This is a genomic window from Ruegeria sp. B11 (genome assembly GCF_056539785.1).
The window spans coordinates 67,887-89,876 of the sequence record NZ_JBQFVO010000002.1 but is presented as its reverse complement, the minus strand read 5'-3'; the positions used below and the strand labels follow the sequence as shown (position 1 = coordinate 89,876).

At 57.7% G+C, this 21,990-nt stretch carries 22 protein-coding genes; 15 read left to right on the top strand and 7 right to left on the bottom strand.

The window, feature by feature from the left end:
• Nucleotides 1-4 precede the first annotated feature (4 nt).
• The 7 genes from ACR0I1_RS08150 (at nucleotide 5) to rarD (ending at nucleotide 9,524) form a co-directional block, all read left to right on the top strand.
• Nucleotides 5-385 (top strand): GFA family protein, encoded by a 381-nt coding sequence (locus ACR0I1_RS08150; RefSeq protein WP_170406643.1) that lies wholly within the window; start codon nucleotides 5-7, stop codon nucleotides 383-385.
• A gap of 15 nt (nucleotides 386-400) precedes the next feature.
• Nucleotides 401-2,851 carry a GcvT family protein gene (locus ACR0I1_RS08145; RefSeq protein WP_170508875.1) on the top strand — a complete coding sequence of 817 codons (2,451 nt, stop codon included), beginning with the start codon at nucleotides 401-403 and terminating at the stop codon, nucleotides 2,849-2,851.
• Nucleotides 2,852-2,875: 24 nt separating this feature from the next.
• A complete protein-coding gene (locus ACR0I1_RS08140) occupies nucleotides 2,876-3,922 on the top strand; it encodes an alcohol dehydrogenase family protein (RefSeq protein ID WP_480705833.1) in 1,047 nt (348 codons plus the stop codon).
• An 11-nt stretch (nucleotides 3,923-3,933) separates the two neighbouring features.
• Nucleotides 3,934-4,827: a homocysteine S-methyltransferase family protein gene (locus tag ACR0I1_RS08135; protein WP_480705831.1), complete on the top strand. Its 894-nt coding sequence runs from the start codon at nucleotides 3,934-3,936 to the stop codon at nucleotides 4,825-4,827.
• Nucleotides 4,828-4,836: 9 nt separating this feature from the next.
• Nucleotides 4,837-5,817 (top strand): GlxA family transcriptional regulator, encoded by a 981-nt coding sequence (locus ACR0I1_RS08130; RefSeq protein WP_480705829.1) that lies wholly within the window; start codon nucleotides 4,837-4,839, stop codon nucleotides 5,815-5,817.
• An 89-nt stretch (nucleotides 5,818-5,906) separates the two neighbouring features.
• Complete coding sequence (locus ACR0I1_RS08125) at nucleotides 5,907-8,360, top strand: GcvT family protein (protein ID WP_480705828.1); 2,454 nt, start codon at nucleotides 5,907-5,909, stop codon at nucleotides 8,358-8,360.
• A gap of 258 nt (nucleotides 8,361-8,618) precedes the next feature.
• The gene (rarD, locus tag ACR0I1_RS08120; protein ID WP_170406626.1) at nucleotides 8,619-9,524 is read left to right on the top strand and encodes an EamA family transporter RarD; all 906 of its coding nucleotides are present in this window, start codon (nucleotides 8,619-8,621) and stop codon (nucleotides 9,522-9,524) included.
• Here rarD and ACR0I1_RS08115 read toward each other — a convergent pair.
• Together ACR0I1_RS08115 and ACR0I1_RS08110 are read right to left on the bottom strand one after the other, a co-directional pair.
• A complete protein-coding gene (locus tag ACR0I1_RS08115; protein WP_480705826.1) occupies nucleotides 9,521-10,072 on the bottom strand; it encodes an SGNH/GDSL hydrolase family protein in 552 nt (183 codons plus the stop codon). The two genes, rarD and ACR0I1_RS08115, sit on opposite strands and share 4 nt — an antisense overlap.
• 155 nt (nucleotides 10,073-10,227) lie before the next feature.
• On the bottom strand, nucleotides 10,228-10,638 hold the full coding sequence (locus ACR0I1_RS08110) for a nuclear transport factor 2 family protein (protein WP_480705824.1): 411 nt from the start codon (nucleotides 10,636-10,638) through the stop codon (nucleotides 10,228-10,230).
• Between the two features lie 97 nt (nucleotides 10,639-10,735).
• Between ACR0I1_RS08110 and ACR0I1_RS08105 the strand changes: the two genes are divergently transcribed.
• Complete coding sequence (locus ACR0I1_RS08105) at nucleotides 10,736-11,383, top strand: RluA family pseudouridine synthase (RefSeq protein ID WP_480705822.1); 648 nt, start codon at nucleotides 10,736-10,738, stop codon at nucleotides 11,381-11,383.
• Between the two features lie 2 nt (nucleotides 11,384-11,385).
• Here ACR0I1_RS08105 and ACR0I1_RS08100 read toward each other — a convergent pair whose 3' ends face one another.
• Entirely contained in the window at nucleotides 11,386-11,577 is a 192-nt protein-coding gene (locus ACR0I1_RS08100) for a hypothetical protein (protein ID WP_480705821.1), read from the bottom strand.
• A gap of 104 nt (nucleotides 11,578-11,681) precedes the next feature.
• Between ACR0I1_RS08100 and ACR0I1_RS08095 the strand changes: the two genes are divergently transcribed.
• The 4 genes from ACR0I1_RS08095 to ACR0I1_RS08080 all read left to right on the top strand — a co-directional run bounded on the left by ACR0I1_RS08095 (nucleotide 11,682) and on the right by ACR0I1_RS08080 (nucleotide 14,661).
• Nucleotides 11,682-12,374 (top strand): helix-turn-helix transcriptional regulator, encoded by a 693-nt coding sequence (locus ACR0I1_RS08095; protein WP_170508863.1) that lies wholly within the window; start codon nucleotides 11,682-11,684, stop codon nucleotides 12,372-12,374.
• A 118-nt stretch (nucleotides 12,375-12,492) separates the two neighbouring features.
• Complete coding sequence (locus ACR0I1_RS08090) at nucleotides 12,493-13,164, top strand: YiaD family glycine zipper/OmpA-like lipoprotein (RefSeq protein ID WP_480705819.1); 672 nt, start codon at nucleotides 12,493-12,495, stop codon at nucleotides 13,162-13,164.
• A 96-nt stretch (nucleotides 13,165-13,260) separates the two neighbouring features.
• Entirely contained in the window at nucleotides 13,261-13,803 is a 543-nt protein-coding gene (locus tag ACR0I1_RS08085; RefSeq protein WP_170425805.1) for an NAD(P)H-dependent oxidoreductase, read from the top strand.
• A gap of 45 nt (nucleotides 13,804-13,848) precedes the next feature.
• On the top strand, nucleotides 13,849-14,661 hold the full coding sequence (locus ACR0I1_RS08080) for an HTD2 family dehydratase (RefSeq protein ID WP_480705816.1): 813 nt from the start codon (nucleotides 13,849-13,851) through the stop codon (nucleotides 14,659-14,661).
• Here the strand turns inward: ACR0I1_RS08080 and ACR0I1_RS08075 are convergent.
• Nucleotides 14,653-15,687: an NAD(P)/FAD-dependent oxidoreductase gene (locus ACR0I1_RS08075; RefSeq protein ID WP_170636368.1), complete on the bottom strand. Its 1,035-nt coding sequence runs from the start codon at nucleotides 15,685-15,687 to the stop codon at nucleotides 14,653-14,655. The two genes, ACR0I1_RS08080 and ACR0I1_RS08075, sit on opposite strands and share 9 nt — an antisense overlap.
• Before the next feature lie 55 nt (nucleotides 15,688-15,742).
• On the opposite strand from ACR0I1_RS08075, the gene mnmC2 reads away from it, so the two are divergent.
• Nucleotides 15,743-16,408, top strand: coding sequence for a tRNA (5-methylaminomethyl-2-thiouridine)(34)-methyltransferase MnmC2 (gene mnmC2 / locus ACR0I1_RS08070; RefSeq protein ID WP_480705814.1), 666 nt, complete (start codon nucleotides 15,743-15,745; stop codon nucleotides 16,406-16,408).
• On the top strand, nucleotides 16,405-17,283 hold the full coding sequence (locus tag ACR0I1_RS08065) for a DMT family transporter (protein ID WP_480705812.1): 879 nt from the start codon (nucleotides 16,405-16,407) through the stop codon (nucleotides 17,281-17,283). Before mnmC2 ends, ACR0I1_RS08065 begins: the two co-directional genes overlap by 4 nt.
• On the opposite strand, the gene ACR0I1_RS08060 is transcribed toward ACR0I1_RS08065, so the two are convergent.
• Entirely contained in the window at nucleotides 17,248-19,221 is a 1,974-nt protein-coding gene (locus ACR0I1_RS08060) for a lytic transglycosylase domain-containing protein (protein ID WP_170625801.1), read from the bottom strand. The two genes, ACR0I1_RS08065 and ACR0I1_RS08060, sit on opposite strands and share 36 nt — an antisense overlap.
• Nucleotides 19,222-19,344: 123 nt before the next feature.
• Between ACR0I1_RS08060 and dapA the strand changes: the two genes are divergently transcribed.
• The gene (gene dapA / locus ACR0I1_RS08055; RefSeq protein ID WP_480705810.1) at nucleotides 19,345-20,217 is read left to right on the top strand and encodes a 4-hydroxy-tetrahydrodipicolinate synthase; all 873 of its coding nucleotides are present in this window, start codon (nucleotides 19,345-19,347) and stop codon (nucleotides 20,215-20,217) included.
• Between the two features lie 133 nt (nucleotides 20,218-20,350).
• Here dapA and ACR0I1_RS08050 read toward each other — a convergent pair whose 3' ends face one another.
• Both ACR0I1_RS08050 and ACR0I1_RS08045 read right to left on the bottom strand, forming a co-directional pair.
• Nucleotides 20,351-21,238: a DmsC/YnfH family molybdoenzyme membrane anchor subunit gene (locus ACR0I1_RS08050; RefSeq protein WP_170398731.1), complete on the bottom strand. Its 888-nt coding sequence runs from the start codon at nucleotides 21,236-21,238 to the stop codon at nucleotides 20,351-20,353.
• Nucleotides 21,238-21,987, bottom strand: a complete 750-nt coding sequence (locus ACR0I1_RS08045) for a 4Fe-4S dicluster domain-containing protein (RefSeq protein ID WP_480705808.1) — start codon at nucleotides 21,985-21,987, stop codon at nucleotides 21,238-21,240. The genes ACR0I1_RS08050 and ACR0I1_RS08045 overlap by 1 nt, the downstream gene beginning before the upstream one ends.
• Nucleotides 21,988-21,990 lie beyond the last annotated feature (3 nt).

The following is a 21,990-nucleotide window of genomic DNA, read 5'->3' as shown; positions in this document are numbered from 1 at the left end:
GGATATGCATACCGGTTCCTGCCTGTGCGGCGCGGTCGCTTTTGTTGTTGACGGAGACCTCACGCCACCAAATGCCTGCCATTGCGGGCAGTGTCGCAAACAGTCGGGTCACCTGTGGGCCTCGACCGTTACGCAACAGGACAATCTCAGCTTTACCACCAGCGAAACGCTGGGCTGGTATCGCGCCTCTGACATTGCCAAGCGCGGATTTTGCCGCGCTTGTGGCTCGTTCCTCTTCTGGCAGCACAATGACGAGGACACGATCGCAATTTCCGTGGGCTCACTGGATGAGCCGACCGGGTTGAAACTCGCCCAGCACATCTTCGTTGCGGACAAGGGCGATTACTATGACATCAAAGACGACCTGCCCCAGCGGGCACACTAATAGGGAACCAAACACATGAGTGATTTTCCAACCAAGGCCCGTGTGGTCATCATCGGCGGCGGCGTTGTGGGCTGTTCATCGCTGTATCATCTGGCCAAGAAGGGCTGGACGGATTGTGTTCTGCTGGAAAAGAACGAACTGACCGCAGGCTCGACATGGCACGCGGCGGGTAACGTTCCGACGTTTTCGACCTCGTGGGCGATCATGAACATGCAGCGCTATTCGACCGAACTGTATTCGCGCCTCGCGGACGAGGTCGACTATCCGATGAACTACCACGTTTCCGGGTCAATTCGTCTGGCGCACAGCAAGGAGCGGATGCAGGAATTCGAACGGGCCATGTCTATGGGCCGCTATCAAGGCATCCCGATGGAGATGTGGACTCCGGAAGAGGCCAAGGAACGCTATCCTTTCCTGGAGACCCATGATCTTGAAGGCGTTCTGTATGACCCGACCGATGGTGACATTGACCCGGCGCAGCTGACTCAGGCTCTGGCCAAGGGAGCGCGGGATATGGGGCAAAAGATTATCCGATTCTGCCCGGCAACCGGTGTGACACAGCAGGACGACGGCACATGGACCGTGCATACCGAAAAGGGTGATATTGCCTGCGATTATGTGGTGAACGCCGCCGGTTACTATGCGCAGCGCGTAGGGGAATGGTTCAAACCCTTTGGCGGCCGAACCGTCCCGGCAATGGTCATGAGCCATCAGTATCTGTTGACCGACGAAGTTCCTGAAATCGAAGCGTGGTCGAAAGAAAACGGTGGCAAGAAGCTACCGCTGCTGCGCGATGTCGATATCTCGTACTATCTGCGGCAAGAGAAGAATGGCTTCAACCTTGGCCCTTATGAGCCCAATTGCAAGGGCCACTGGATGACCAAGGATGACCCGATGCCCGAGGATTTCAGCTTCCAACTGTGGAATGATGATCTGGACCGGATCGAGGATATCGTCACCGATGCAATGGAACGGGTTCCGCTGATGGCAACCTCGGGCGTTGGTCGCGTCATCAATGGCCCGATCCCCTATGCGCCAGATGGTCTGCCGTTGATTGGCCCGATGCCGGGTGTGACAAACGCGTTCGAGGCTCATACCTTCACTTTCGGTATCGCCCAAGGTGGTGGTGCAGGCAAAGTTCTGGCCGAATGGATCGTCGATGGTCACACCGAATGGGATATGTGGGCGGTCGATCCGCGTCGTTACACCGACTACACCGATCAGGATTATTGCAATCAGAAAGGGATGGAGGTCTACGGCAACGAATACGCCATGCATTTCCCACATCACGAATGGCCTGCCGCACGCGACAAGAAGGTCTCGCCTGTGCACGCCAAGGTCAAGGAATTGGGCGGTGTCATGGGCGCGTACAACGGCTGGGAACGCGCAAACTGGTTTGCGCAAACCGGCGATGACACGTCACTGGAAGCCACCCATACCTGGGGACGTTCGGGCCCTTGGGAGCAACGGGTCAAAGAAGAATGCGAAGCCGTGCGCGATCACTGCGGGGTGCTGGATCTGCCGGGCTTCTCGCGGTTCTGGATACAAGGCGAGGGGGCGGATGACTGGCTGCGTGGCTTCTGTACCGGAGGTATCCCTAAAGCAGGGCGCATGAATCTGATCTATGTCTCGGATGAAAGAGGGCGCATTCTGACCGAGCTGTCCTGTATCCGTCTGGCTGAGAACAATTTCGTCCTAATCACTGCTGCCACGGCACAGTGGCACGATGGTGATTTGATCCGCAATTCGGTGCCCGAAGGTGTGACCGTTCGGGAAACCACAACCGAGCGCGACACACTGATCGTGACAGGACCGATGACGCGGAACGTATTGTCCGGCATCACCGATGCAGATTTGCAGCAAGGGTGGCTGACCCACCAATTCGCCAAAGTGGCCGGGCAGGATGCCTTCTTGATCCGTGTATCTTTCGCGGGTGAGTTGGGTTGGGAAATCCATGCTGAAAATGATGCGATGCCCGCCATCTACGAAGCTGTGCTGGCCGCTGGAGCGAAACCCTTTGGCATGTATGCGTTGAATTCGCTGCGGATCGAGAAAGGCTATCGCGCGTGGAAAGGCGACCTAAGCACGGATTACTCTCTGCTGGAAGGTGGTTTGGGGCGCTTTGTCAAGCTCGATAAACCGCAGGATTTTGTTGGCAAAGCAGCCATTCAGAACGAAAAACAGCAAGGCGTTAAAAAGTCCTTTGTCACTCTGATCGTGGACGCAGGTGAGGTCGATGCGCCTTACATGTCCTGCATCTGGAGCGGTGATGAGATCGTGGGTGAAACCACATCGGGTGCGTGGGGGTATCGCATTGGTGCCTCGGTCGCGCTGGGCATGGTGCGCGCAGATCTGGCTGTCCCGGGAACTGAGCTAGAGGTTGAAATCTACGGACAGAAATGTCGTGCTGTTGTTCAGGAGGATCAGCCGCTCTGGGATCCTGCAAATGAACGGTTGAGGGCCTGACCCCTACGACAGAAAGGCGCTGATATGACCCGGCAGATGGAAGGCGTATATCTGACTGGCCATGGAGGTCCTGAGGTGTTGGAATGGCGGGAAGGCGTCCCCGTTCCGACCCCCGGTCCAGGGCAGGTTCTGGTGCGCGTCGCCGCTGCCGGGGTGAACAACACCGACATCAACACGCGGATCGGCTGGTACTCGTCGGATGTTACAGAATCGACGGATGCGGTAGATCAGCAGGTTGAGGCCGGCGGGTGGGGAGGTGCGCTGCACTTTCCCCGCATCCAAGGCGGTGATCTGTGTGGGATTGTTGAAGAGGTTGGACCGGGGGCAGCGTTCAAGCCCGGCCAACGCGTGACCTGTCCTATCAACTTGCCACGCCCGGGGCCGGGTAGACCGCATGGTTTTATCGCGCTTGGTTCAGAAATCGACGGAGCGTTTGCCCAATACTGTCTGGTCGACGCGGGTGATCTCTATGATGTGACCGCCTCGCCCCTATCAGACGTGGAAATCGCCGCTATTCCCTGCGCGTTTGGGACCGCAGAAAACCTGCTGACTCGCGCTGGTGTATCGGCAGGCCACACAGTGCTGATTACAGGGGCTTCAGGCGGTGTGGGCCTCGCCGCGATCCAGCTCGCGGCCCTACGAGGAGCGACGGTCTGGGGGGTGACAAGTGCTGCCAAGGCGGATGTGGTCAAAGCGCAGGGGGCGTCGGCAACCTTTGACCGGGATGCGCAGCTGCCGAAGGATATGTTCGATGTCGTCATCGATGTGGTGGGCGGCTCGGCTTGGCCCGATCTCATACTGGCGCTGAAACCCGGCGGGCACTATGCGGTGTCAGGTGCAATCGCTGGCCCCATCGTCAGCGCCGATTTGCGAGACATCTATCTGCGCGACATCACAATCCATGGCTGCACCCATCAGCCTCCCGAAGTCTTTGGCCGACTTGTTGTGCTGATGAATGCAGGTCGGATCAGGCCTTTGGTCTCAAAAACCTACCCGTTGCGTGACATTGTTCAGGCGCAAGAGGATTTTATGTCCAAGACCTTGCCCGGGAAACTGGTATTAATACCGTGAAAGGGGGGTAGATGGCTGACATTACGCTTTTAGATGGCTCGATCGGGCAGGAGCTGGTGAAACGCAGCGGTGACCAGCCCACGCCTTTGTGGTCAACGCGGGTGATGATCGACAAACCTGACTTGCTGACCGAAGTTCACGCGGCCTATTTCCGCAGTGGCGCGACGATTGCCACCACGAATACCTATGCCATTCACCGCTCGCGGCTGGTGCGTGAGGGGATCGAAGACCAGATGCCACTTCTGATCGAGGCTGCTCTTTCGCGGGCCGAGCAGGCTTGCGCGGGAACTGACGGTCGTATCGCTGGTGCGCTTGGTCCGCTTTTGGCCAGCTACCGGCCCGATCTGAACCCCGACCCAGACGATGCTGCTGAAAAATTTGCCGAGCTGGCTCAACTGATGGCAGACCGGGTTGATCTATTCCTGATCGAAACCGTGTCCTCGGTTCTGGAAGCCGAAGGTGCGCTTCGCGGTACCGAGAATTGCGGCAAACCCGTCTGGCTGGCATTGTCGGTTATGGATGATGACGGCACGCGATTGCGGTCAGGCGAAGCGCTGGAGGACATCGCCCCGCTTGTTGTGCGTTACGCCCCCGAGGCCGTTTTGATCAACTGCGCGCGCCCGGAAGCGATTCCGGCTGCACTGGAGATCATCGCAAAGCTGGGTCGCCCGTTCGGCGCTTATGCCAATGGCTTTACTGGTATCAAAGACGGTTTTTTGAAGGATGCCCCGACGGTTGACTCTCTGGAAAGCCGTCATGACCTAGACCCTGACGCCTATGCGCAGCATGCCATGGGCTGGGTGGCGCAGGGCGCGACGATTGTTGGCGGTTGCTGCGAAGTTGGGCCAGATCATATCGAAACCCTTGCCGACAGTTTACGTGCGGCCGGGCACACAATTGTTTGAGTGTGCCTCATGTCGATCCGCAACAAACCTGAACGGCGAAAAGATCGGGATCAGCAGCATTTCGATATTCTGGTTGCACCCGGTTTCGTGTTGCTTGAATTGGCCTCGTTGGTCGATGTGTTGCGCCTGGCCAACCGGGTTTGCGCGCATCCTCCGTTCACATTCACATACCGGTCCCGAAAGGGGGGGCCTGTTGAAAGCAGCAGTTGCGCGACGGTGTCGACCGAAACCATACCTGCGCAGCCCGATGCGGATTATCTGTTTGTGATCGGAAACTCGGATCCGGATCAGCCAGAGCTTTCTTTAGGTCGCGTCGTGCCCGACTATACGTACCGGGGAGCCCAGGTCTTTTTGCTGGCCGAAGCGGCAAGCAGGTACATCGACGAAAACGGCGCTGATCATATGGCAACCCATTGGGAAAACGCTTCTTTCTTGCGCGAACGTGGCGCGCGGTTTGAGGCCAAGCTTTCAATTGCGACCGAACAGGGTTCGGTGGTCACCTGCGCGGGAATGGAGGCAACGACGGATGTGGCACTGGCGGTGATTGGGCGGCACATTTCGGGTGCCGCCAAGATGACAGTTGCGGATATCATGCTGCACGAGAACATTCGCGATTTCTCATCCATGCAGCCGTTTTCTGGCGCTATGAATACAGCCACGGGTGATGCAAAGCTGGATCAGTGTATCAAGCTGATGCAGGCAAATATTGAAGAACCGCTACCGATCAATCAGATCGTTGACATGTTACACGTGTCGAACAGATCGCTTGAGCGCAAGTTCAAGGCAACTTTCGCAACCACTCCAAACGGATTCTACCGAGAAATGCGCTTGGCCAAAGCCAACAACCTGCTTTTGAACACAACGATGAGCGTGCGGGAAATCGGCTTGGTGTGCGGCTTTCCAAACGGATTCTCATCCGTTTACAAAAGCGTCTTTGGCGTCACTCCGTTTGTTCTGAGACGTCAAAAAAGACGTGCAGAATATAGGTGATTTTCGCGATTGAGATGACGTTTTTGACGCTTTTTTTGTCGATCCTTCATGGCATTTTGCAAAGAACCTGAGACAGCGGAGACATCAGGATGGTTGATCTTCCCACCAAGGCCCGTGTGGTCATCATCGGCGGCGGCGTCATCGGATGCTCGGTCGCGTATCACCTTACCAAGAAAGGGTGGACCGATGTTGTGTTGCTTGAGCGCAAGCAACTGACCAGCGGCACCACATGGCATGCTGCAGGTCTGATTGCGCAGCTGCGCGCGACCGCAAACATGACCAAGCTGGCCAAGTACAGTCAGGAACTCTATGGCGCACTTGAGGAAGAAACTGGCGTTGCCACAGGGTTCAAGCGTTGCGGATCGATCACGGTGGCGCTGACTGAAGAGCGCAAGGAAGAGATCTATCGTCAGGCCGCCATGGCACGTGCTTTCGGGGTTGAGGTCGAAGAGATCGGCAATGATCGTGTGCAAGAGCTGTATCCCCATCTCAACCTCGAAGGGGTCAAGGGGGCGGTTTATTTGCCTTTGGACGGGCAGGGTGATCCAGCGAATATCGCTCTGGCTTTGGCTAAAGGTGCGCGTCAGCGCGGTGGCGTCGTCAAAGAACGTGTGAAAGTCACAGACATCGTCAAGCAGGGTCGTAAAGTCACCGGCGTGGACTGGAGTGCGGACGATGGCAGTTCCTCGGGCCATATCGAATGCGACATGGTGGTGAACTGTGCGGGCATGTGGGGCCACGAGGTTGGTAAGATGGCAGGTGTGAACGTGCCGCTTCACGCCTGCGAACATTTCTATATCGTGACCGAAGGGATCGACGGGCTGACCCAACTGCCGGTGCTGCGCGTACCGGATGAATGTGCCTACTACAAAGAGGATGCCGGCAAAATCCTGCTGGGCGCGTTTGAGCCAAATGCAAAACCCTGGGCGATGAACGGCATCCCCGACAGTTTCGAATTCGACCAGTTGCCAGAGGATTTCGATCACTTTGAACCAATACTCGAAGCGGCCTGCAATCGGATGCCGATGTTGGCCGAGGCGGGGATTCACACCTTCTTTAACGGCCCCGAGTCCTTTACGCCGGATGATGCCTATCACTTGGGACTCGCCCCCGAGATGGATAACGTTTGGGTCGCTGCAGGGTTCAATTCTATTGGTATTCAGTCGGCGGGTGGTGCCGGTATGGCACTGGCCGAGTGGATGGACTCGGGCGAGAAACCGTTCGATCTGGGCGATGTTGACATCAGTCGCATGCAGCCGTTTCAGGGCAACAAGCAGTACCTCTTTGAACGTTCGAAAGAGACGCTCGGCCTGCTTTATGCCGACCACTATCCCTATCGCCAAAAGGCCACCGCGCGCGGTGTGCGCCGGACACCGTTTCACCATCACCTGATCGAACAGGGTGCCGTGATGGGCGAATTGGCTGGGTGGGAGCGCGCCAATTGGTTTGCCAACGAAGGGCAGGAAAGAGAATATCAATACAGCTGGAAACGGCAGAACTGGTTCGAGAATTCGGCTGCCGAACACCGAGCCGTGCGCGAAAATGTAGGCATGTATGACATGTCGTCCTTCGGCAAAATCCGCGTCGAAGGGCCGGATGCCGAGAAATTCATGAACTATATCGGCGGCGGCGATTATTCAGTGCCCAATGGCAAGATCGTCTACACCCAATTCCTAAACCGTAGCGGTGGGATCGAAGCAGATGTCACGGTCACACGGTTGACTGAGACCGCCTACCTGGTCGTCACCCCCGCGGCGACCCGATTGGCGGATCAGACCTGGATGATGCGTCATGCAGGCGGCTTCAATGTGGTTATCACCGATGTCACCGCTGGCGAGGGCGTTTTGGCCGTCATGGGGCCGAACGCACGTGCATTGCTTGAAAAGGTTTCGCCCGCTGATTTCTCGAACAGGACTAACCCCTTTGGCACGGCGCAACAGATTGAGATCGGTATGGGTCTCGCTCGCGCCCACAGGGTGACCTATGTGGGTGAGCTAGGGTGGGAGATCTATGTGTCGTCCGACATGGCAGGTCATGTTTTTGAGGCGTTGCACGAAGCCGGACAAGATATGGGCCTGAAACTCTGCGGCATGCACATGATGGACAGTTGCCGGATCGAGAAGGGTTTTCGCCATTTCGGTCATGACATCACCTGCGAGGATCACGTGGTCGACGCGGGATTGGGATTTGCCGTCAAAGTGGACAAAGGCAGCGATTTCATCGGTCGTGAGGCGGTGATGGCCCGCAAGGAAAGCGGGCCCAAGAACCGGCTTGTCCAGTTTAGACTGACTGATCCCGAACCACTGTTGTTCCACAACGAACCAATCGTGCGCGATGGTGAATATGTAGGTTACCTTAGCTCGGGCAATTATGGTCACACGCTGGGTGGTGCCATTGGTCTGGGCTATGTGCCCTGCGAGGGCGAAAAGCCTGCAGACGTGCTGGCCTCGACCTATGAGATCGATGTCTGTGGTGTGAAAGTCCAGGCAGAGGCGTCGTTGAAACCGATGTATGATGCGAAATCCGAGCGGGTCAAAGTCTAGAAAACATCGACAGTGGTAGGCTCTGCCCCACCGTCCGTACCGGGCGACGCTCGCGAGAGTATTTGTGGCCAGATGAATAAGGGATCACCTGCTCATCTGGCCAACAATATCCATGAGCGTGAGACAGCGCTTCGCATATAGGTTGGCTGCAGAACGCGCGACCTATCAGAAACTTTGATGCCCTGCTTCACAGTTTTGATAGTTCCCAAGCCCATCTGATTTGCCGTAGAGAAACACGGTATCAGTCGGAGACTCTCTGTGGCAGACACCCGCGTACCACCAAACAATACCGATACGCCCAAAGGGCTGGCGTTGGCTGTGATGGCCTATGTGCTTTGGGGCTTCCTGCCACTTTACATGAAAGCAATGGAGCATATCGGCCCGATCGAGGTAGTTGCGCATCGGGTGATCTGGTCGGTGCCGGTGGCCGGGCTGCTGCTGATAGCGCTCGGGCGGACCGGCGATCTGAAAACTGCACTTCGCAATCCCAAAATGTTGGGTATGGCGGCAATTACAGCGGCGCTGATCTCGGTGAACTGGGCGATTTATGTCTGGGCGATTTCATCGGGGCATGCGCTGGACGCGGCTTTGGGCTATTACATCAACCCTTTGTTCAGCATTGCGTTGGGTGCGATATTGCTGCGTGAACCTCTGAACCGAACACAGTTGGTTGCGGTCGGGTTGGCCGCTTTGGGGGTGTTGGTACTGGTGTTTCAGGCGGGAAGCTTACCCTGGGCGGCTTTGGGCTTAATGTTCAGCTGGGGGTTTTATGCGTTCTTCAAGCGCTCACTCCCAATTGGGCCCAACCAAGGGTTTTTGTTGGAAGTCCTGATTCTACTGATACCCGCCCTGGCCTACGTCACCTGGCTTGGAACAAGTGGTGCCGGGCATTTTGGAGCAGCCGTGTCAGACACTGCGCTGCTTGCAGGCGCGGGGCTGGTGACTGCAATTCCGTTGCTGCTTTATGCCAATGGGGCCAAACTGGTGCGTCTGTCGACGATGGGCATCCTGCAGTACATCGCGCCCACGATGATTTTTATCACCGCGATCACGTTGTTCGGAGAGCGTATTGATCAGGCAAGATTGATCGCGTTCCCCCTGATCTGGGCCGGGTTGATTGTATATTCGATCCCGATGATCCGGCAAATACGGTCTCAGGCCTAGCGAATGAGCTGGGCAAGCTGTTCCGCCCAGATTGCATAGGCCTTGGGGCTTGGATGATATCCGTCCGGCGCGGCGAGCGCCGGGTCATCGGGCAGGTTCAGCGCCAGATGTGAAACTTGCGGATATGCTGCAGCCACCGTCTGCAAGCCGTGATCCAGCCTTGCAGCCTGTTGCCCCAAAAACCAGGCGAGCGGCTGAGGCAGAGCGGGAAAACGCGCCATCTGAGGAACCGCAGACACGATCACCCGCCTGGCTTTCATCGGCCCGGTCAGAAGGTCCAATAGGCGTGCTTGGTGGTCCTCAAAGCTCTGTCTACTTCTCGCTCGAGTCACGTCGTTCACACCCAGCGCCGTTATGGCTACATCAAACTGTTCGGAAAGCCCTTGCAGCTGCTCAATTGTGTTTTGAGTGGTATGCCCGGTGGCCGCCTCAAGCCGCCATTCCACGGTATAACGCTTTGCCAATTGGCCGACCAGTTGCCCGGATAGCGCCTGGCCTTGTGTGCCCGCCCCAACGCCAGCGGCCGAGCTGTCCCCGGTGATCAACAAGCGCAGTCTGGGCCCGTGCCCTGCACACCCTTGGCGGGGACCAGTCGGTTCTGGCAGAAATTGCGCATTGCGCCTTACCGCGAACCCCTGAATTGCCAGAATAGGCAAAAGCGGAATTCTGAGAATCTGATCGGCGGCAACAGGCAAAGGAACCGTTAGCTCAGCGCATCTTTGAACTTTAGAAAGCGCGCATCTTTCATGACTCGTGCCATCATGGCTTCGCGCAAGGCTCCGACGGTCTTGTAAGGACGCATGACGACCTCAAATTCCTGAATAAGTCCGTCTGCGTTCAGCGTGATCAAGTCTACACCCACGGCGTCCAAGGCACCGACTTTGCATTGAAACTCCAATGCCCAATCGTCGCCGTCGCCCATGATCCGGCGATACTGAAATTCGGAAAACACCTGACCCACATGACCCAGAACCGCTGCAACAGGTTCACGCCCGGTCCAGGTGCTGTAGTAAGTGGGTGGTGAAAACCGCACATGTTCGGCCAGCAACTCTTGGATCAGGCCTTCATCGCCTTTGGCCACCACTTCCTGCATTCGTTTGATCGTCGGGTGCATACCGTCTTCCCTCTTGTTGACCAAAGAGTTGCTGAACCTTTTCACTCACGCAAGGACGACGTTGCGGGAGGGGGCCGCCTGAGATAGGCAAGCGCGCATGAGCGAAACCTATGATCCCCCAAACTCCCCTCTGGATGTGCTGTTTGAAGACACGCAATTGATCGTGGTGAACAAGCCGGCGGGTTTGTTGTCCGTGCCGGGGCGGGGCGCGCATCTTGCTGATTGCCTGCTGACCCGCGTACAAGTTGCGTTTCCACAAGCGCTGCTGGTGCATCGGTTGGATCGGGATACATCCGGTGTAATGGTGTTTGCACAGACGCCGCATGCCCAGCGGCATCTGGGGCTACAGTTCGAAAATCGCCAGACCCGCAAAACTTATGTCGCGCGCGTATGGGGGCGGGTAGAACCAAAAACGGGAACGGTTGATCTGCCGCTGATCGTCGATTGGCCCAATCGCCCCCGTCAGATGGTCTGTCACGACACCGGCAAGCCTGCTGTTACGGATTGGCGCGTGGTTAAATACGAGGGCGAGACAACGCGTGTTCGCCTGTCTCCCAAGACCGGACGATCGCATCAGTTGCGGGTTCATATGCAGGCGCTGGGGCATCCTATCTTGGGTGATCCGTTTTATGCCGATGGCGTGGCGCGCGACTTCCCGCGGTTGATGCTTCATTCGGAAGAACTGCGCCTCAAAAATCCCGAAGGCGGGGTGTCGATGAAATTTCGCGCGCCAGCCGAGTTCTGATTCTAAGCGTTACTGGTCCAAAGCATCTTCAGGTTTCCGAGCGAAAACCGCCTGGTGCGTTTGACCGGGCGTATAACTTGGCTTTCCCGTGCGGCAGCAATTTCACGTTCGATTTCGAATCCGCGCAAAACGTGATCTTGGGACCAGCGATCCAGTTTCAAGGTCATCATGACGTGATTGTCGAGGTAGGGCATGGTCACTCTCCTGAATTGCAATTGCCCAATCTTCGCCCAACACTCCTGACACCACCTTGTCAGGGGGGTGTGCTAAGTTGTCAGCAGATCTTTAGGAGACCCGGATGCGCCGATCGACACGTCTGTTCGAAATCATTCAGATCTTGCGTGCTGCTGAAGCGCCCGTGACGGCCGATGCGTTGGCCGCCAAGCTCGAGGTTTCGGTGCGCACCGTCTACCGCGATATTGCCGCGTTGCAGGCCCAGCGTACGCCAATCGAAGGCGAAGCGGGTGTTGGCTACTTGATGCGGCGCGGCTATGATCTGCCGCCATTGAATTTCGATGCGGAAGAGGTTGAGGCTCTGTGGGTGGGCCTGTCGATGCTGGCCCGCACTGGTGACAGTACCCTGCAACAGGCCGCTGACCGGGTGTGTCGTAAGATCGAAGCCCTGCGCGCGCCAGCTGACTGGCTTCAGGTTGCGCCTTGGGGCGCGCCGATGGATGATCCGGAAAAGGGCTGTGTGCCGGTCGTAAACTACCGCGAAGCGATCCGGGCTGAACGCAAAATACGCATCACCTACGTGAATTCGGAAGGCGAACGTACCGAACGCACGGTGCGGCCCGTCGCCCTGATCTACCACATAGAATGCACTATGCTGGCCGCGTGGTGCGAGCTGCGAAACGGGTTTCGCCATTTCCGCACAGATCGGATCTGGGCATGCGAACTGACCGAGGATCATTTCTGCGGGCAAGGGGAACTACTGCGTGCAATCTGGCAAGAGCAGAACACCTGGGATAACTCCGCAGGGGTGGCCTGAATGGCGGGTATTCGCCTATTTCACTTAATTGTTGCTTGAGGCCCATTGTTCTCACTGTGTTATACTAAGCGTAACGAAACAAACCCGGTGAACGGGTACGTGAGCAGAAGGTGATTCAATGACGATTTCCAAATGTGTACTGACGGTTGGACTGTGTTCAGCCCTGTTTTTGGGGGCGTGTACCGACCCGGGCACCCTCAGCGTGCAGAACGATCCCAACCAGAATGCCAAGCAAGGCGCGTTGCTGGGTGGTCTGATCGGCGCTGGTGTGGGCGCAATTGCCAATGACTCTGACCCACTGTTGGGGGCGTTGGCCGGTGGGGCCATCGGTGCTGCAGGCGGTGGCGTGATCGGCAACCAACTTGACCGGCAGGCGGCAGAGCTGCGGCAGCAGTTGGCAAATGACGGCATCACGATCGTCAACGCGGGTGATCGCCTGATCGTCACGGTTCCGAATGACATCACCTTTGACACCGACAGTTCCACCGTGCGCCCGGCCTTGCGTGCCGATTTGGTGAAGGTGGGGCAGAATTTGGTTAACTACCCGAATTCGAATGTCCAGATTATCGGTCATACTGACAGTGACGGAGAGGCGTCCTACAACCTCGGACTGTCTGAACGCCGCGCCAATGCGGTGGCTGATATTCTGCAGGCCAATGGTGTCAGCTACGCCCGTATCACTACTATCGGGCAAGGTGAAAACAACCCGATCGCATCGAACCTGACACCTGAGGGGAAAGCCCAGAACCGACGGGTCGAGATTGTGGTGGTTCCCAGCGACAACACCTGATCACGCGTCTCGCGCACAATGACTGCGCGTCATCGGGCCTTTGGTTCGATGGTGTCTCGGGATAACTAAGGGGAAACACCAAAGCGGAGTTTCCCCATGTCCCAACCGATCCTTCTTGGCCTTTCCGGCTCGCTACGGCAGGATGCGACCAACCGTAAATTGCTGCGCGAAGCTGCACGCCTGTTCGAACCCGGCACGTTCATTGAGGCTGATCTCAATCTGCCGCTTTATGACGGCGATCTCGAAGTTGGCGAAGGCATACCTGAAACCGTGCAGGTTTTGGCCGATCAGATTGCCCAGGCCCACGCGGTGATCATATCAACGCCGGAATACAACAAAGGGCCGTCGGGTGTTCTAAAAAACGCGCTGGACTGGGTCAGCCGGACGAAAGGCAAGCCATGGATGGATAAACCGCTCGCCGTCATGTCTGCGGCTGCGGGCCGGGCCGGGGGGGAGCGGGCGCAAATGATCTTGCGGTCCTTCATGGTCCCCTTTCAGCCACGCATTCTGCAAGGTCCCGAGCTTCACTTGGCGGACAGCTCGAATGAATTTGATGCAGGCGGGCGGCTGTCTAACGACCGCTACGAGCATACGCTGCATAACCTGATGCAGAAGCTGCGGGCAGAGGCCGGGTTTTAATACCCTTTGCTTGCCGGTCTGCACCGCAACTTCTAGGTTATGCGGATGAAGGATCAAGACCAGATAGAGACTCAGGCCGATGTCGTAGATCCTGCCCGAGCGGCTGCACTGCAGGTAGCATTGGGGCAGGAACCGACGATTGAGGCAGGCTCAGTACTACCTCCCTTCTTTCATCAGCTCTATTTCTGGTCGCCGCATGTGCCGAGCAATCTGGGGCGTGATGGACATCCTCGGGTAGGCCAAGGTCTGATCCCCGATATGGGACTACCAAGGCGCATGTGGGCAGGTGGGCGACTGCAGTTTCATCAGCCCTTTGTGGCAGGGGTCGCAGCCGAGCGTCGGACGGTCAGAGAAAGCGCCGTGGCAAAGACAGGACGTAGCGGACCGTTGGCATTTGTCACACTGCGTCACGAGATTTGGCAAAAGGGCGCGCTGAGCGTGACCGAATGGCAGGATCTGGTTTATCGTGAAGATCCCTCATCAGACGCACCGGCTCCAAAAGTTCCGATGGCTCGAACGGATGAGTTGGATCACCGCATTGTTGAATTTGATACAACCCTGTTGTTCCGCTATTCGGCGCTGACGTTTAACGGACACCGGATCCATTACGATCTTGACTATGCACGCGACGTGGAAGGCTATGCCGGGCTGGTTGTCCATGGGCCTCTGCTGGCCCAATTCCTCATGTTGTTCGCAACCGATCTGATGGGGCCTCTGGCGGAGTTTACGTTTCGCGCATCGTCGCCGCTGATGCATTTCGAAACGGCGACCCTGTGTCGGAACGGTCAGGAGTTTTGGGTGCGTGGACCCGGAGGCCGACAATGCATGTCAGCCAAGGCAATACCGCAATCAGAGTGAAGCTTCGGGCAGAAAATCCTGCGGGATTCTATCGCGTCCTTCCAGCATCAAGTCGGCCATGACCTCGGCCACCTTCGGTGCCATACCAAAACCGATCTTGAATCCCCCATTGGCGATAAACTGCCCTTTGTGCAGGGGATGCGCGCCCAGCATCGGCGCGCGGCTTTTGCTGCGGGGGCGGACACCGGCCCAGCGTTCGATTACTTCCGCCCCGTGCAGGACCGGCACGGCACGCATGGCGCGGTCCAGTACATCGTCCAGAGCGGCATCTGTGCTAGTCGGATCGTCGTATTCGCGTTCTGATGTCGAGCCAATGGCCAGCGTACCATCGGCATGAGGCACGATGTGAACGGCATCGGCAAACAACTGTGGTACGTCACCCGCATCAAATCGCAGCAACGCCGCCTGTCCTTTCACGCCGTTACCGATTGTCTTGCCAAACGCCTTGCTGAGCTCTTGCAGACCCGCAAGTCCAGTGGCGTGTACGACTTGTCCCTTGTCGGGCGCTTCGGCGGTAACTTCTACTCCCATTACGGCAAGCGCGGCCACCAGCGCCACGCAGGCACGCCTTGGGTGCATGCGCGCGCTTAGCGTATCGTGGACGACATATCCCGTCGGGCTGGGTGGGCACCAGGCACCAATCTGATCTACCAGCCGGACGCGCCAATCAGCCTGACCCTGCCAGAGTGTTGCAGCTGTTTGTTCACGCGCTTGGGCCAGCTCCAAACCGCGTGCGTCTGGTATGGGTTGCAGACGCCCAAGACGTGCGTAGCCGGGCGACACACCACCGGTGGCCTCGACCTGTTTCCAGAACGGTTCAGCCATGATTAAACTTTCAAACTGGAACGCCTTTTTGGTGTTCCAGTTTTCGGGCACATGTGGGGCCAGCGCGCCAACAAGCCCTCCACTGGACCCCGCGCCCGGACCAAATGGGTCGACGATCTGAACCTTCGCGCCGCGCCGTGCGCAGGTCCAAGCGATGGAGAGGCCAAATATTCCTGCGCCCCGCACCGTCACATCGACCATTGCCAATCCCCTTTTCGTTGTTCAGTGTCGCGCCGCTTAGCTACAGGATTCCCCGATGGCAGACCAGCGTGCCGAACTTACTTGGACGGAAGACCAGATCCCGGTCTCGGATCGGTTCGATGACCCCTATTACTCGTTGCAGAACGGGTTAGAGGAAACGCGTCATGTGTTTCTGGCAGGCAACGATCTGCCATCGCGCTTTGTACCGGGGTTTCACATCGCTGAACTGGGCTTTGGCACAGGGCTGAATCTGTTGACCGCGTGGTCGGCGTGGGAAGCAGCAGGGCAGACTACACCTTTACGGTTCACCAGTTTCGAGGCCTATCCGATGGCGCCTGACGATATGGCGCGTGCTTTGGCGGCCTTTCCCGAGGTGGCACCGTGGGCCGATCGCTTTCTGAAAACATGGAATGGGCAGAAATGCGTGCTGGACACGTTGCATCTTGAGGTCATGGTCGGAGACGCGCGCCAGACCTTGCCCACATGGGCAGGTGAGGCAGATGCGTGGTTTCTGGATGGCTTCTCACCCGCAAAAAACCCCGAGCTGTGGGAGGCTGACCTGATGCAGCAGGTGGCGGAGCACACGATTCAAGGCGGTACAGCGGCAACCTATACTGCCGCGGGTTTCGTGCGTCGGGGCCTATCCGACGCAGGTTTTGATGTTACCCGCAGCCCCGGCTTTGGCCGTAAACGGCACATGACCCGGGCGGTGAAGCAATGAACCAGAAGAACAACGTCAACGCCGGTATAGCGCTTATGGTCAGCGCGACGATCGTGTTTGCTTTGCAGGATGGGATTTCGCGCCATCTGGCCGGTACCTACAATACGTATATGGTGGTGATGATCCGGTACTGGTTCTTTGCCGCATTCGTGATTGCTCTGGCTGCGAGATCTAGCGGAGGTTTGCGGGCGGCGGCGCAAACCAGCCAGTTGGGACTCCAGATATTCCGGGGTGTGTTACTGGCCGCAGAAATTTGTGTCGCCGTTTTCAGCTTTACCATTCTGGGCTTGATTGAAAGCCAGGCCGTTTTCATCAGCTATCCGCTGCTGATCGCTGCCCTCAGCGGCCCGGTTCTGGGTGAGAAAGTCGGCTGGCGTCGCTGGGCTGCCATCGGGGTCGGCTGCATCGGGGTGTTGATCATCCTGCAGCCCGGTGCCGGTGTGTTCAACCCTTGGGCTGTGATCCCGCTGATCTCGGCGTTTATGTTCGCGATTTATGGCCTGCTGACACGGTATGCGGCTCGGCGGGACAGTACTGCGACCAGTTTTTTCTGGACTGGGGTGGCTGGTGCAGTCGCAATGACTGCTGTTGGTGTCTGGTTTTGGGAACCCATGGCCAGCAGCGATTGGTTTTGGATGGGGTTGCTTTGCATCGCAGGCGCTCTGGGACACTGGCTATTGATTAAGTGCTACGAAATGGCCGAGGCCAGCGCCGTGCAACCCTTTGCCTATTTCCATCTGATGTGGAGCGCAATTCTGGGCATCACGATCTTCCACGAGACGCTGCGCCCCGAGGTTGTTTTGGGCGCAGCTTTGGTGATCGCTGCGGGCCTGTTCACCTTATGGCGCGAACGACGAAAGGGTCGAACCGGTTAGTTCCTTTGAGAATGGCACTGGTAAAGCTGGCTGCCCAAGCCGAGCGCGATAGACCGGCAGGCTTTCGGCGACACGCATGACATAGTTGCGCGTCTCCTTGAAAGGAATGGTCTCGATCCAGTCGATCACATCCACCTGGCCCCGGCGCGGGTCGCCATAGCGTTCCATCCACGAAATCGGCCGTCTTGGCCCCGCGTTATATCCAGCGGCCATCATCACGACATTGCCGTTGAAATCCTCTGCAAGCGTTGCAAGATAATTCGCCCCCAGCTTTGCGTTATATTGCCAGTCCGAGGTTAGGCGCGCGGTTTTATGGCCACCCAGAATACCCAAATCCTGAGCCACAAGTTTGGCGGTAGCGGGCATGACCTGCATCAAACCGCGCGCGCCTGCGCCACTGATGACTACCGGATCGAACTCACTTTCGCGTCGGGCAATTGCAAGCGTCATTTCCTTCGCCATGGGAAGTCCCATATCTGCGACCGGGTGCACTGGGTAATAAGCGGCAGGCAAAACAACACCGGTTGTTGCCGCGCGCTTGGCGATCATGACGGCCAGATGCGGTTCGTTCAGTTCGATCACCAGGTCACCCAGCTGAGCGGCCTGGGTTTGATCGAGACCTTCCACCAAATGGGTAAGAAACCGTTCTGAAAGGTTTCCCTCTCCTGCGCGCTGCAACAGCAATCCAGCCTCCAACACGCTTGAGTCAGCGAATGCGGCTTGTTTCCAATGCGGCGCGCGGCGTGGGTTGGCCAATTCGCTGTCAAACGGACGGCCGATTTGTTCCGCCGCCAGCAACCCGTAGAACGAGGTCTGATAGTTCGCGCCTTCGGCATAAGCCTCGTGCGCCTTGTCAGCATCCCCCTGCGCCGCATAGGCGCGGCCCAGCCAATATCCACCGCGACCCTTCGAAATCGGCGATTGCACCGCCTCCGAGAAATTCTGGAAATGCCGCACCGCCGTGGCCGGATCATTCAGCTTGCGCAGCGCCAGAAATCCCGAGAGCCACTCCAAATCAGCATAGCCATAGCCCATTTCGGGGGTCATGTGGTGATTGGCGGCAATCGCATAGGCGCGTTCGGCATCTCCCGTGCGCATCTCAAGACGTGCCAGTCTGCGTCGCCCTTCCGCCCATTTGTCGGGTTCACCCAGCGATTTTGGTCCGGTCGAGCGTGCCAACATCAGATCAATGGCGCTGTCGTCCAGTTCTTTGCGATCCCGCCACACGAAACGATCAAATGCCAGGCCAGGGTCTTTGGCCAGTGATTCCGGCACTGCGGCGACTTTGCCGTCCACTCCGTTTTCGCGCTTTTGCAGGGCAATGCGCGCCTCGGCCAGTTTGCGCTGATCAGAGTTGACCAGGGGCAGCATCCGCCCGGCGCTGACCAGATGCCCATCCCACAACATCCGATCCAACCTGGCCTCGTGATGTGGTCTCAGAAGTTTCCCGAAGTTCTCAAGATAATCCTTTTGCAGGCCCGACCCCATCGGCATGGTCCGCCAAGCGGTTACGACGTCGGCTTCTGCTTCACCATTGCGGCCTTGGCTTTTCAAAGCCACGGCATAATTCAAAGCACCTTCTGCTGTTTGCGGAGGCATCCCTTCGTAGAATTTCAGAACTCGATTCGGATCGGCCCCGGTGAATGATGGCTCGCTTTTACGGCGCAGCCAGGCCAAACCGGGCCAATCCGGGCGCCGCTCAAGAAACACCAGCACATCGCCTGAGCTGCCAAAACCTTCGCGTAGCCAATGCCAGACAATAATGTCACGCGCCACCGATCCACGCTGGCCTGCAACGCGCAGCGCGGCATTCCAATCGCCCTTGCGCATCTCATAGAGCCCCGCGCGCAAATCCTGCGTCGCATCCGCCCGAGTGGCATGCGGCTGTAGCATCAGCGCCAGAATCATCGCTATTCCAAGCGACAGAATACGTCTCATCCCTTGCATTCCCCAACAAACCAAGGATACAGCCATGCAGGATAAACCTTGCGCCGCCGGGATCAACTCACAAACCCTTAATCGTGACAGACCGGTGCGCAAAAAACACCTAAGGAGCGTTCCATGTTTAAAGGCTCAATGCCAGCCCTGGTCACCCCGTTCAGCAACGGCGCGTTGGACCTGGAAACGCTCAAACACCTGGTGGAATGGCAAATACAGCAAGGTTCGACCGGTCTGGTTCCGGTTGGTACGACCGGCGAAAGCCCGACCCTCAGCCATGAAGAACATGAAACGGTTATCGCCGAAGTGGTGAAGGCTGCAGCAGGTCGCGTGCCTGTCATCGCAGGCGCGGGCTCTAACAATACTGTCGAGGCAATTCGGTTTGTTCAGTTTGCGCAAAAAATCGGTGCGGATGCGGCGCTGGTCGTAACCCCCTATTACAACAAGCCGACCCAGAAGGGGCTGCTGGCGCATTTCCAAACTCTGCATGACAGCGCCGATATCCCGATCATCATCTACAATATCCCAGGTCGTTCGGTCATCGACATGACTCCTGCAACGATGGGTGAGCTGGCGAAACTGCCGCGCATCATCGGGGTCAAGGACGCGACCGGAGATCTGGCGCGCGTCAGCCAGCAGCGTGCAAGCTGTGGTGCGGATTTCTGCCAGCTGTCCGGGGAAGACGCGACTGCACTGGGCTTCAATGCTCATGGCGGAGTGGGCTGCATCTCGGTCACCGCAAACGTGGCTCCGAAGCTCTGTGCTGAATTCCAGCAGGCAACGCTGAATGGCGACTACAAAATGGCGCTTGAGTATCAGGACCGCCTGATGCCCCTGCACGAAGCGATCTTCATCGAGCCCGGTCTGGTCGGCGCAAAATACGCGCTCAGCAAACTTGGCCTGTGCAGCACCGAAGTGCGCTCGCCTTTGACAGAGCTGGAAGACAGCACCAAAGCTGCGATCGAAGCAGCAATGGTGCATGCTGGATTAATCTGAAATCAATATACGGACTCGTAAGGGCGGCCTCGAAGATCGAGCGCCGCCCTTTCTTAATTCGGGATCCAAACTTCATCTGGCTAGAAATACCTCGGGGGAGGCGCGGCTTGCCGCGACGGGGGCAGAGCCCCCATCAACGCTTGCCGTAGTACAACCCAACCACATGCTCTGCTTGCGCGAAGAACAACCAGCGTGAAACAGCAACGCCGGTGACATGCGACAACACCGCCACAAGCGCAAAGACATGCTTGATCAGAACGCCGCCAAAGGGGATCAGAAGCAGCAGTAAAGGCAGCACAAAAGCCAGACCAAAAGATATCATCCGTAGTTTCTGCGCATGCTTCCGACCGACCACATGCACAAACTCACGCAGCAGATAGTTTGTACCTGTATGAGGTGGTTCGAATGCGCGGACAGCGCCTCGCTCACCAAGCCCTGTCGCGGTTGCCAGCGTGGTTCCCGATCGGGACAACGCATCGTCGCCCTTGGCCCAATAGGCAAGCTGTACAGCGCCGGCAATAGCCAGCAACCAAGGGGCAAGCGCTTCCGCTCCGGCCAACAAAGCACCGCCTGCAAGGCTGAACGACAAGAACATGGCCGGTGTCAGGTTCATGTTCCAGCGAGGGATGGTCTTGAGCTGCGTGTAGATCATCGATGTGGTGAAGACCGTGGCCAGCGAGAATGCCGCCCCGATCCAGCCCAGCACACCCCAGCGTTGGCCTAGAAAGACCGCACCAATTGCATAGAGCCCCATGACGAGCAGCGCGATGACCGCGCACCAGCCCTCGCGGCTGAGCCAGCTTGAGCGCCACTGGGTGAAGGCTTTCCAGGCGCGCTCTGGGTGGCCGAGGTGGAATGTCGACGCGAGCAAACCGCCAACGGACAAGCCATAGGCAATTGCAAAAAACACAAACGCGACCCAGCCCGAGACGTCAGGTATGCCGAGCCCCAGGAAGAACAAGAGTCCAAATCCGAGGCCGGACAGGGTGGTAAAGATGATAACGGAAGGTGCCGGGTGCATCAGAGCTTCTCCAGGGTCTTGTCGAGCCAGCCGAGGAAACCCTTGGGCTCTTCGGCGACCGGGGCCAGCAGAGGGGCCAGGATGTCAATCTGCTCCTCAATTTTGTCCTTGGGTCGGGGCGGCAGGTACTTGTTGACGGGTTTGGTGCCCTGTTCAGGCATCAGGTCCATGCCGCCACGTTCGACGACCAGCTTGCTGACATCACTGCCAGGGTCGCCGAGATCGCCAAAATGCCGAGCACCCGCCGGGCAGGTGCGCACACAAGAAGGCACACGATCCACCTCGGGTAGGTTCTCGTTGTAAATCCGATCGACGCAAAGCGTGCATTTCTTCATTACGCCTTCGGCCTGATCCAGCTCGCGCGCGCCATAGGGACAGGACCATGCGCACAAGCCGCAGCCGATACAGTCACTTTCGTTGACCAGAACGATGCCGTCCTCGACCCGCTTGTAGCTGGCACCGGTGGGGCAGACGGTCACGCAGGGTGCGTCTTCACAATGCAGGCAGGATTTTGGGAAGTGGATCAATTGGGCATGCCCTTCGGCGGGTTGCACCTCGTAAGAGTGCACCCGGTTCAGGAAGGTGCCTGAAGGGTCAGCACCATAAGCATCCTGATCCGACAGTGGCGCGCCGTAGTTTTCGGTGTTCCAGCCTTTGCATGAAATGACGCAGGCATGGCAGCCAACGCAGGTATCCAGATCAATGACCAGACCCATCTTGCGTTCGGTTGATTTGGGGAGCTGGGTCATGAC

Excerpts from the sequence above, each read along its gene's own strand:
- ACR0I1_RS08150 (WP_170406643.1), top strand. The coding sequence starts at position 5 with ATGCATACCGGTTCCTGCCTGTGCGGCGCGGTCGCTTTTGTTGTTGAC.
- ACR0I1_RS08145 (WP_170508875.1), top strand. The coding sequence starts at position 401 with ATGAGTGATTTTCCAACCAAGGCCCGTGTGGTCATCATCGGCGGCGGC.
- ACR0I1_RS08140 (WP_480705833.1), top strand. The coding sequence starts at position 2,876 with ATGACCCGGCAGATGGAAGGCGTATATCTGACTGGCCATGGAGGTCCT.
- ACR0I1_RS08135 (WP_480705831.1), top strand. The coding sequence starts at position 3,934 with ATGGCTGACATTACGCTTTTAGATGGCTCGATCGGGCAGGAGCTGGTG.
- ACR0I1_RS08130 (WP_480705829.1), top strand. The coding sequence starts at position 4,837 with ATGTCGATCCGCAACAAACCTGAACGGCGAAAAGATCGGGATCAGCAG.
- ACR0I1_RS08125 (WP_480705828.1), top strand. The coding sequence starts at position 5,907 with ATGGTTGATCTTCCCACCAAGGCCCGTGTGGTCATCATCGGCGGCGGC.
- ACR0I1_RS08110 (WP_480705824.1), bottom strand. The coding sequence starts at position 10,638 with ATGCACCCGACGATCAAACGAATGCAGGAAGTGGTGGCCAAAGGCGAT.
- ACR0I1_RS08105 (WP_480705822.1), top strand. The coding sequence starts at position 10,736 with ATGAGCGAAACCTATGATCCCCCAAACTCCCCTCTGGATGTGCTGTTT.
- ACR0I1_RS08100 (WP_480705821.1), bottom strand. The coding sequence starts at position 11,577 with ATGCCCTACCTCGACAATCACGTCATGATGACCTTGAAACTGGATCGC.
- ACR0I1_RS08095 (WP_170508863.1), top strand. The coding sequence starts at position 11,682 with ATGCGCCGATCGACACGTCTGTTCGAAATCATTCAGATCTTGCGTGCT.
- ACR0I1_RS08090 (WP_480705819.1), top strand. The coding sequence starts at position 12,493 with ATGACGATTTCCAAATGTGTACTGACGGTTGGACTGTGTTCAGCCCTG.
- ACR0I1_RS08085 (WP_170425805.1), top strand. The coding sequence starts at position 13,261 with ATGTCCCAACCGATCCTTCTTGGCCTTTCCGGCTCGCTACGGCAGGAT.
- ACR0I1_RS08080 (WP_480705816.1), top strand. The coding sequence starts at position 13,849 with ATGAAGGATCAAGACCAGATAGAGACTCAGGCCGATGTCGTAGATCCT.
- ACR0I1_RS08075 (WP_170636368.1), bottom strand. The coding sequence starts at position 15,687 with ATGGTCGATGTGACGGTGCGGGGCGCAGGAATATTTGGCCTCTCCATC.
- mnmC2 (WP_480705814.1), top strand. The coding sequence starts at position 15,743 with ATGGCAGACCAGCGTGCCGAACTTACTTGGACGGAAGACCAGATCCCG.
- ACR0I1_RS08065 (WP_480705812.1), top strand. The coding sequence starts at position 16,405 with ATGAACCAGAAGAACAACGTCAACGCCGGTATAGCGCTTATGGTCAGC.
- ACR0I1_RS08060 (WP_170625801.1), bottom strand. The coding sequence starts at position 19,221 with ATGAGACGTATTCTGTCGCTTGGAATAGCGATGATTCTGGCGCTGATG.
- dapA (WP_480705810.1), top strand. The coding sequence starts at position 19,345 with ATGTTTAAAGGCTCAATGCCAGCCCTGGTCACCCCGTTCAGCAACGGC.
- ACR0I1_RS08050 (WP_170398731.1), bottom strand. The coding sequence starts at position 21,238 with ATGCACCCGGCACCTTCCGTTATCATCTTTACCACCCTGTCCGGCCTC.
- ACR0I1_RS08045 (WP_480705808.1), bottom strand. The coding sequence starts at position 21,987 with ATGACCCAGCTCCCCAAATCAACCGAACGCAAGATGGGTCTGGTCATT.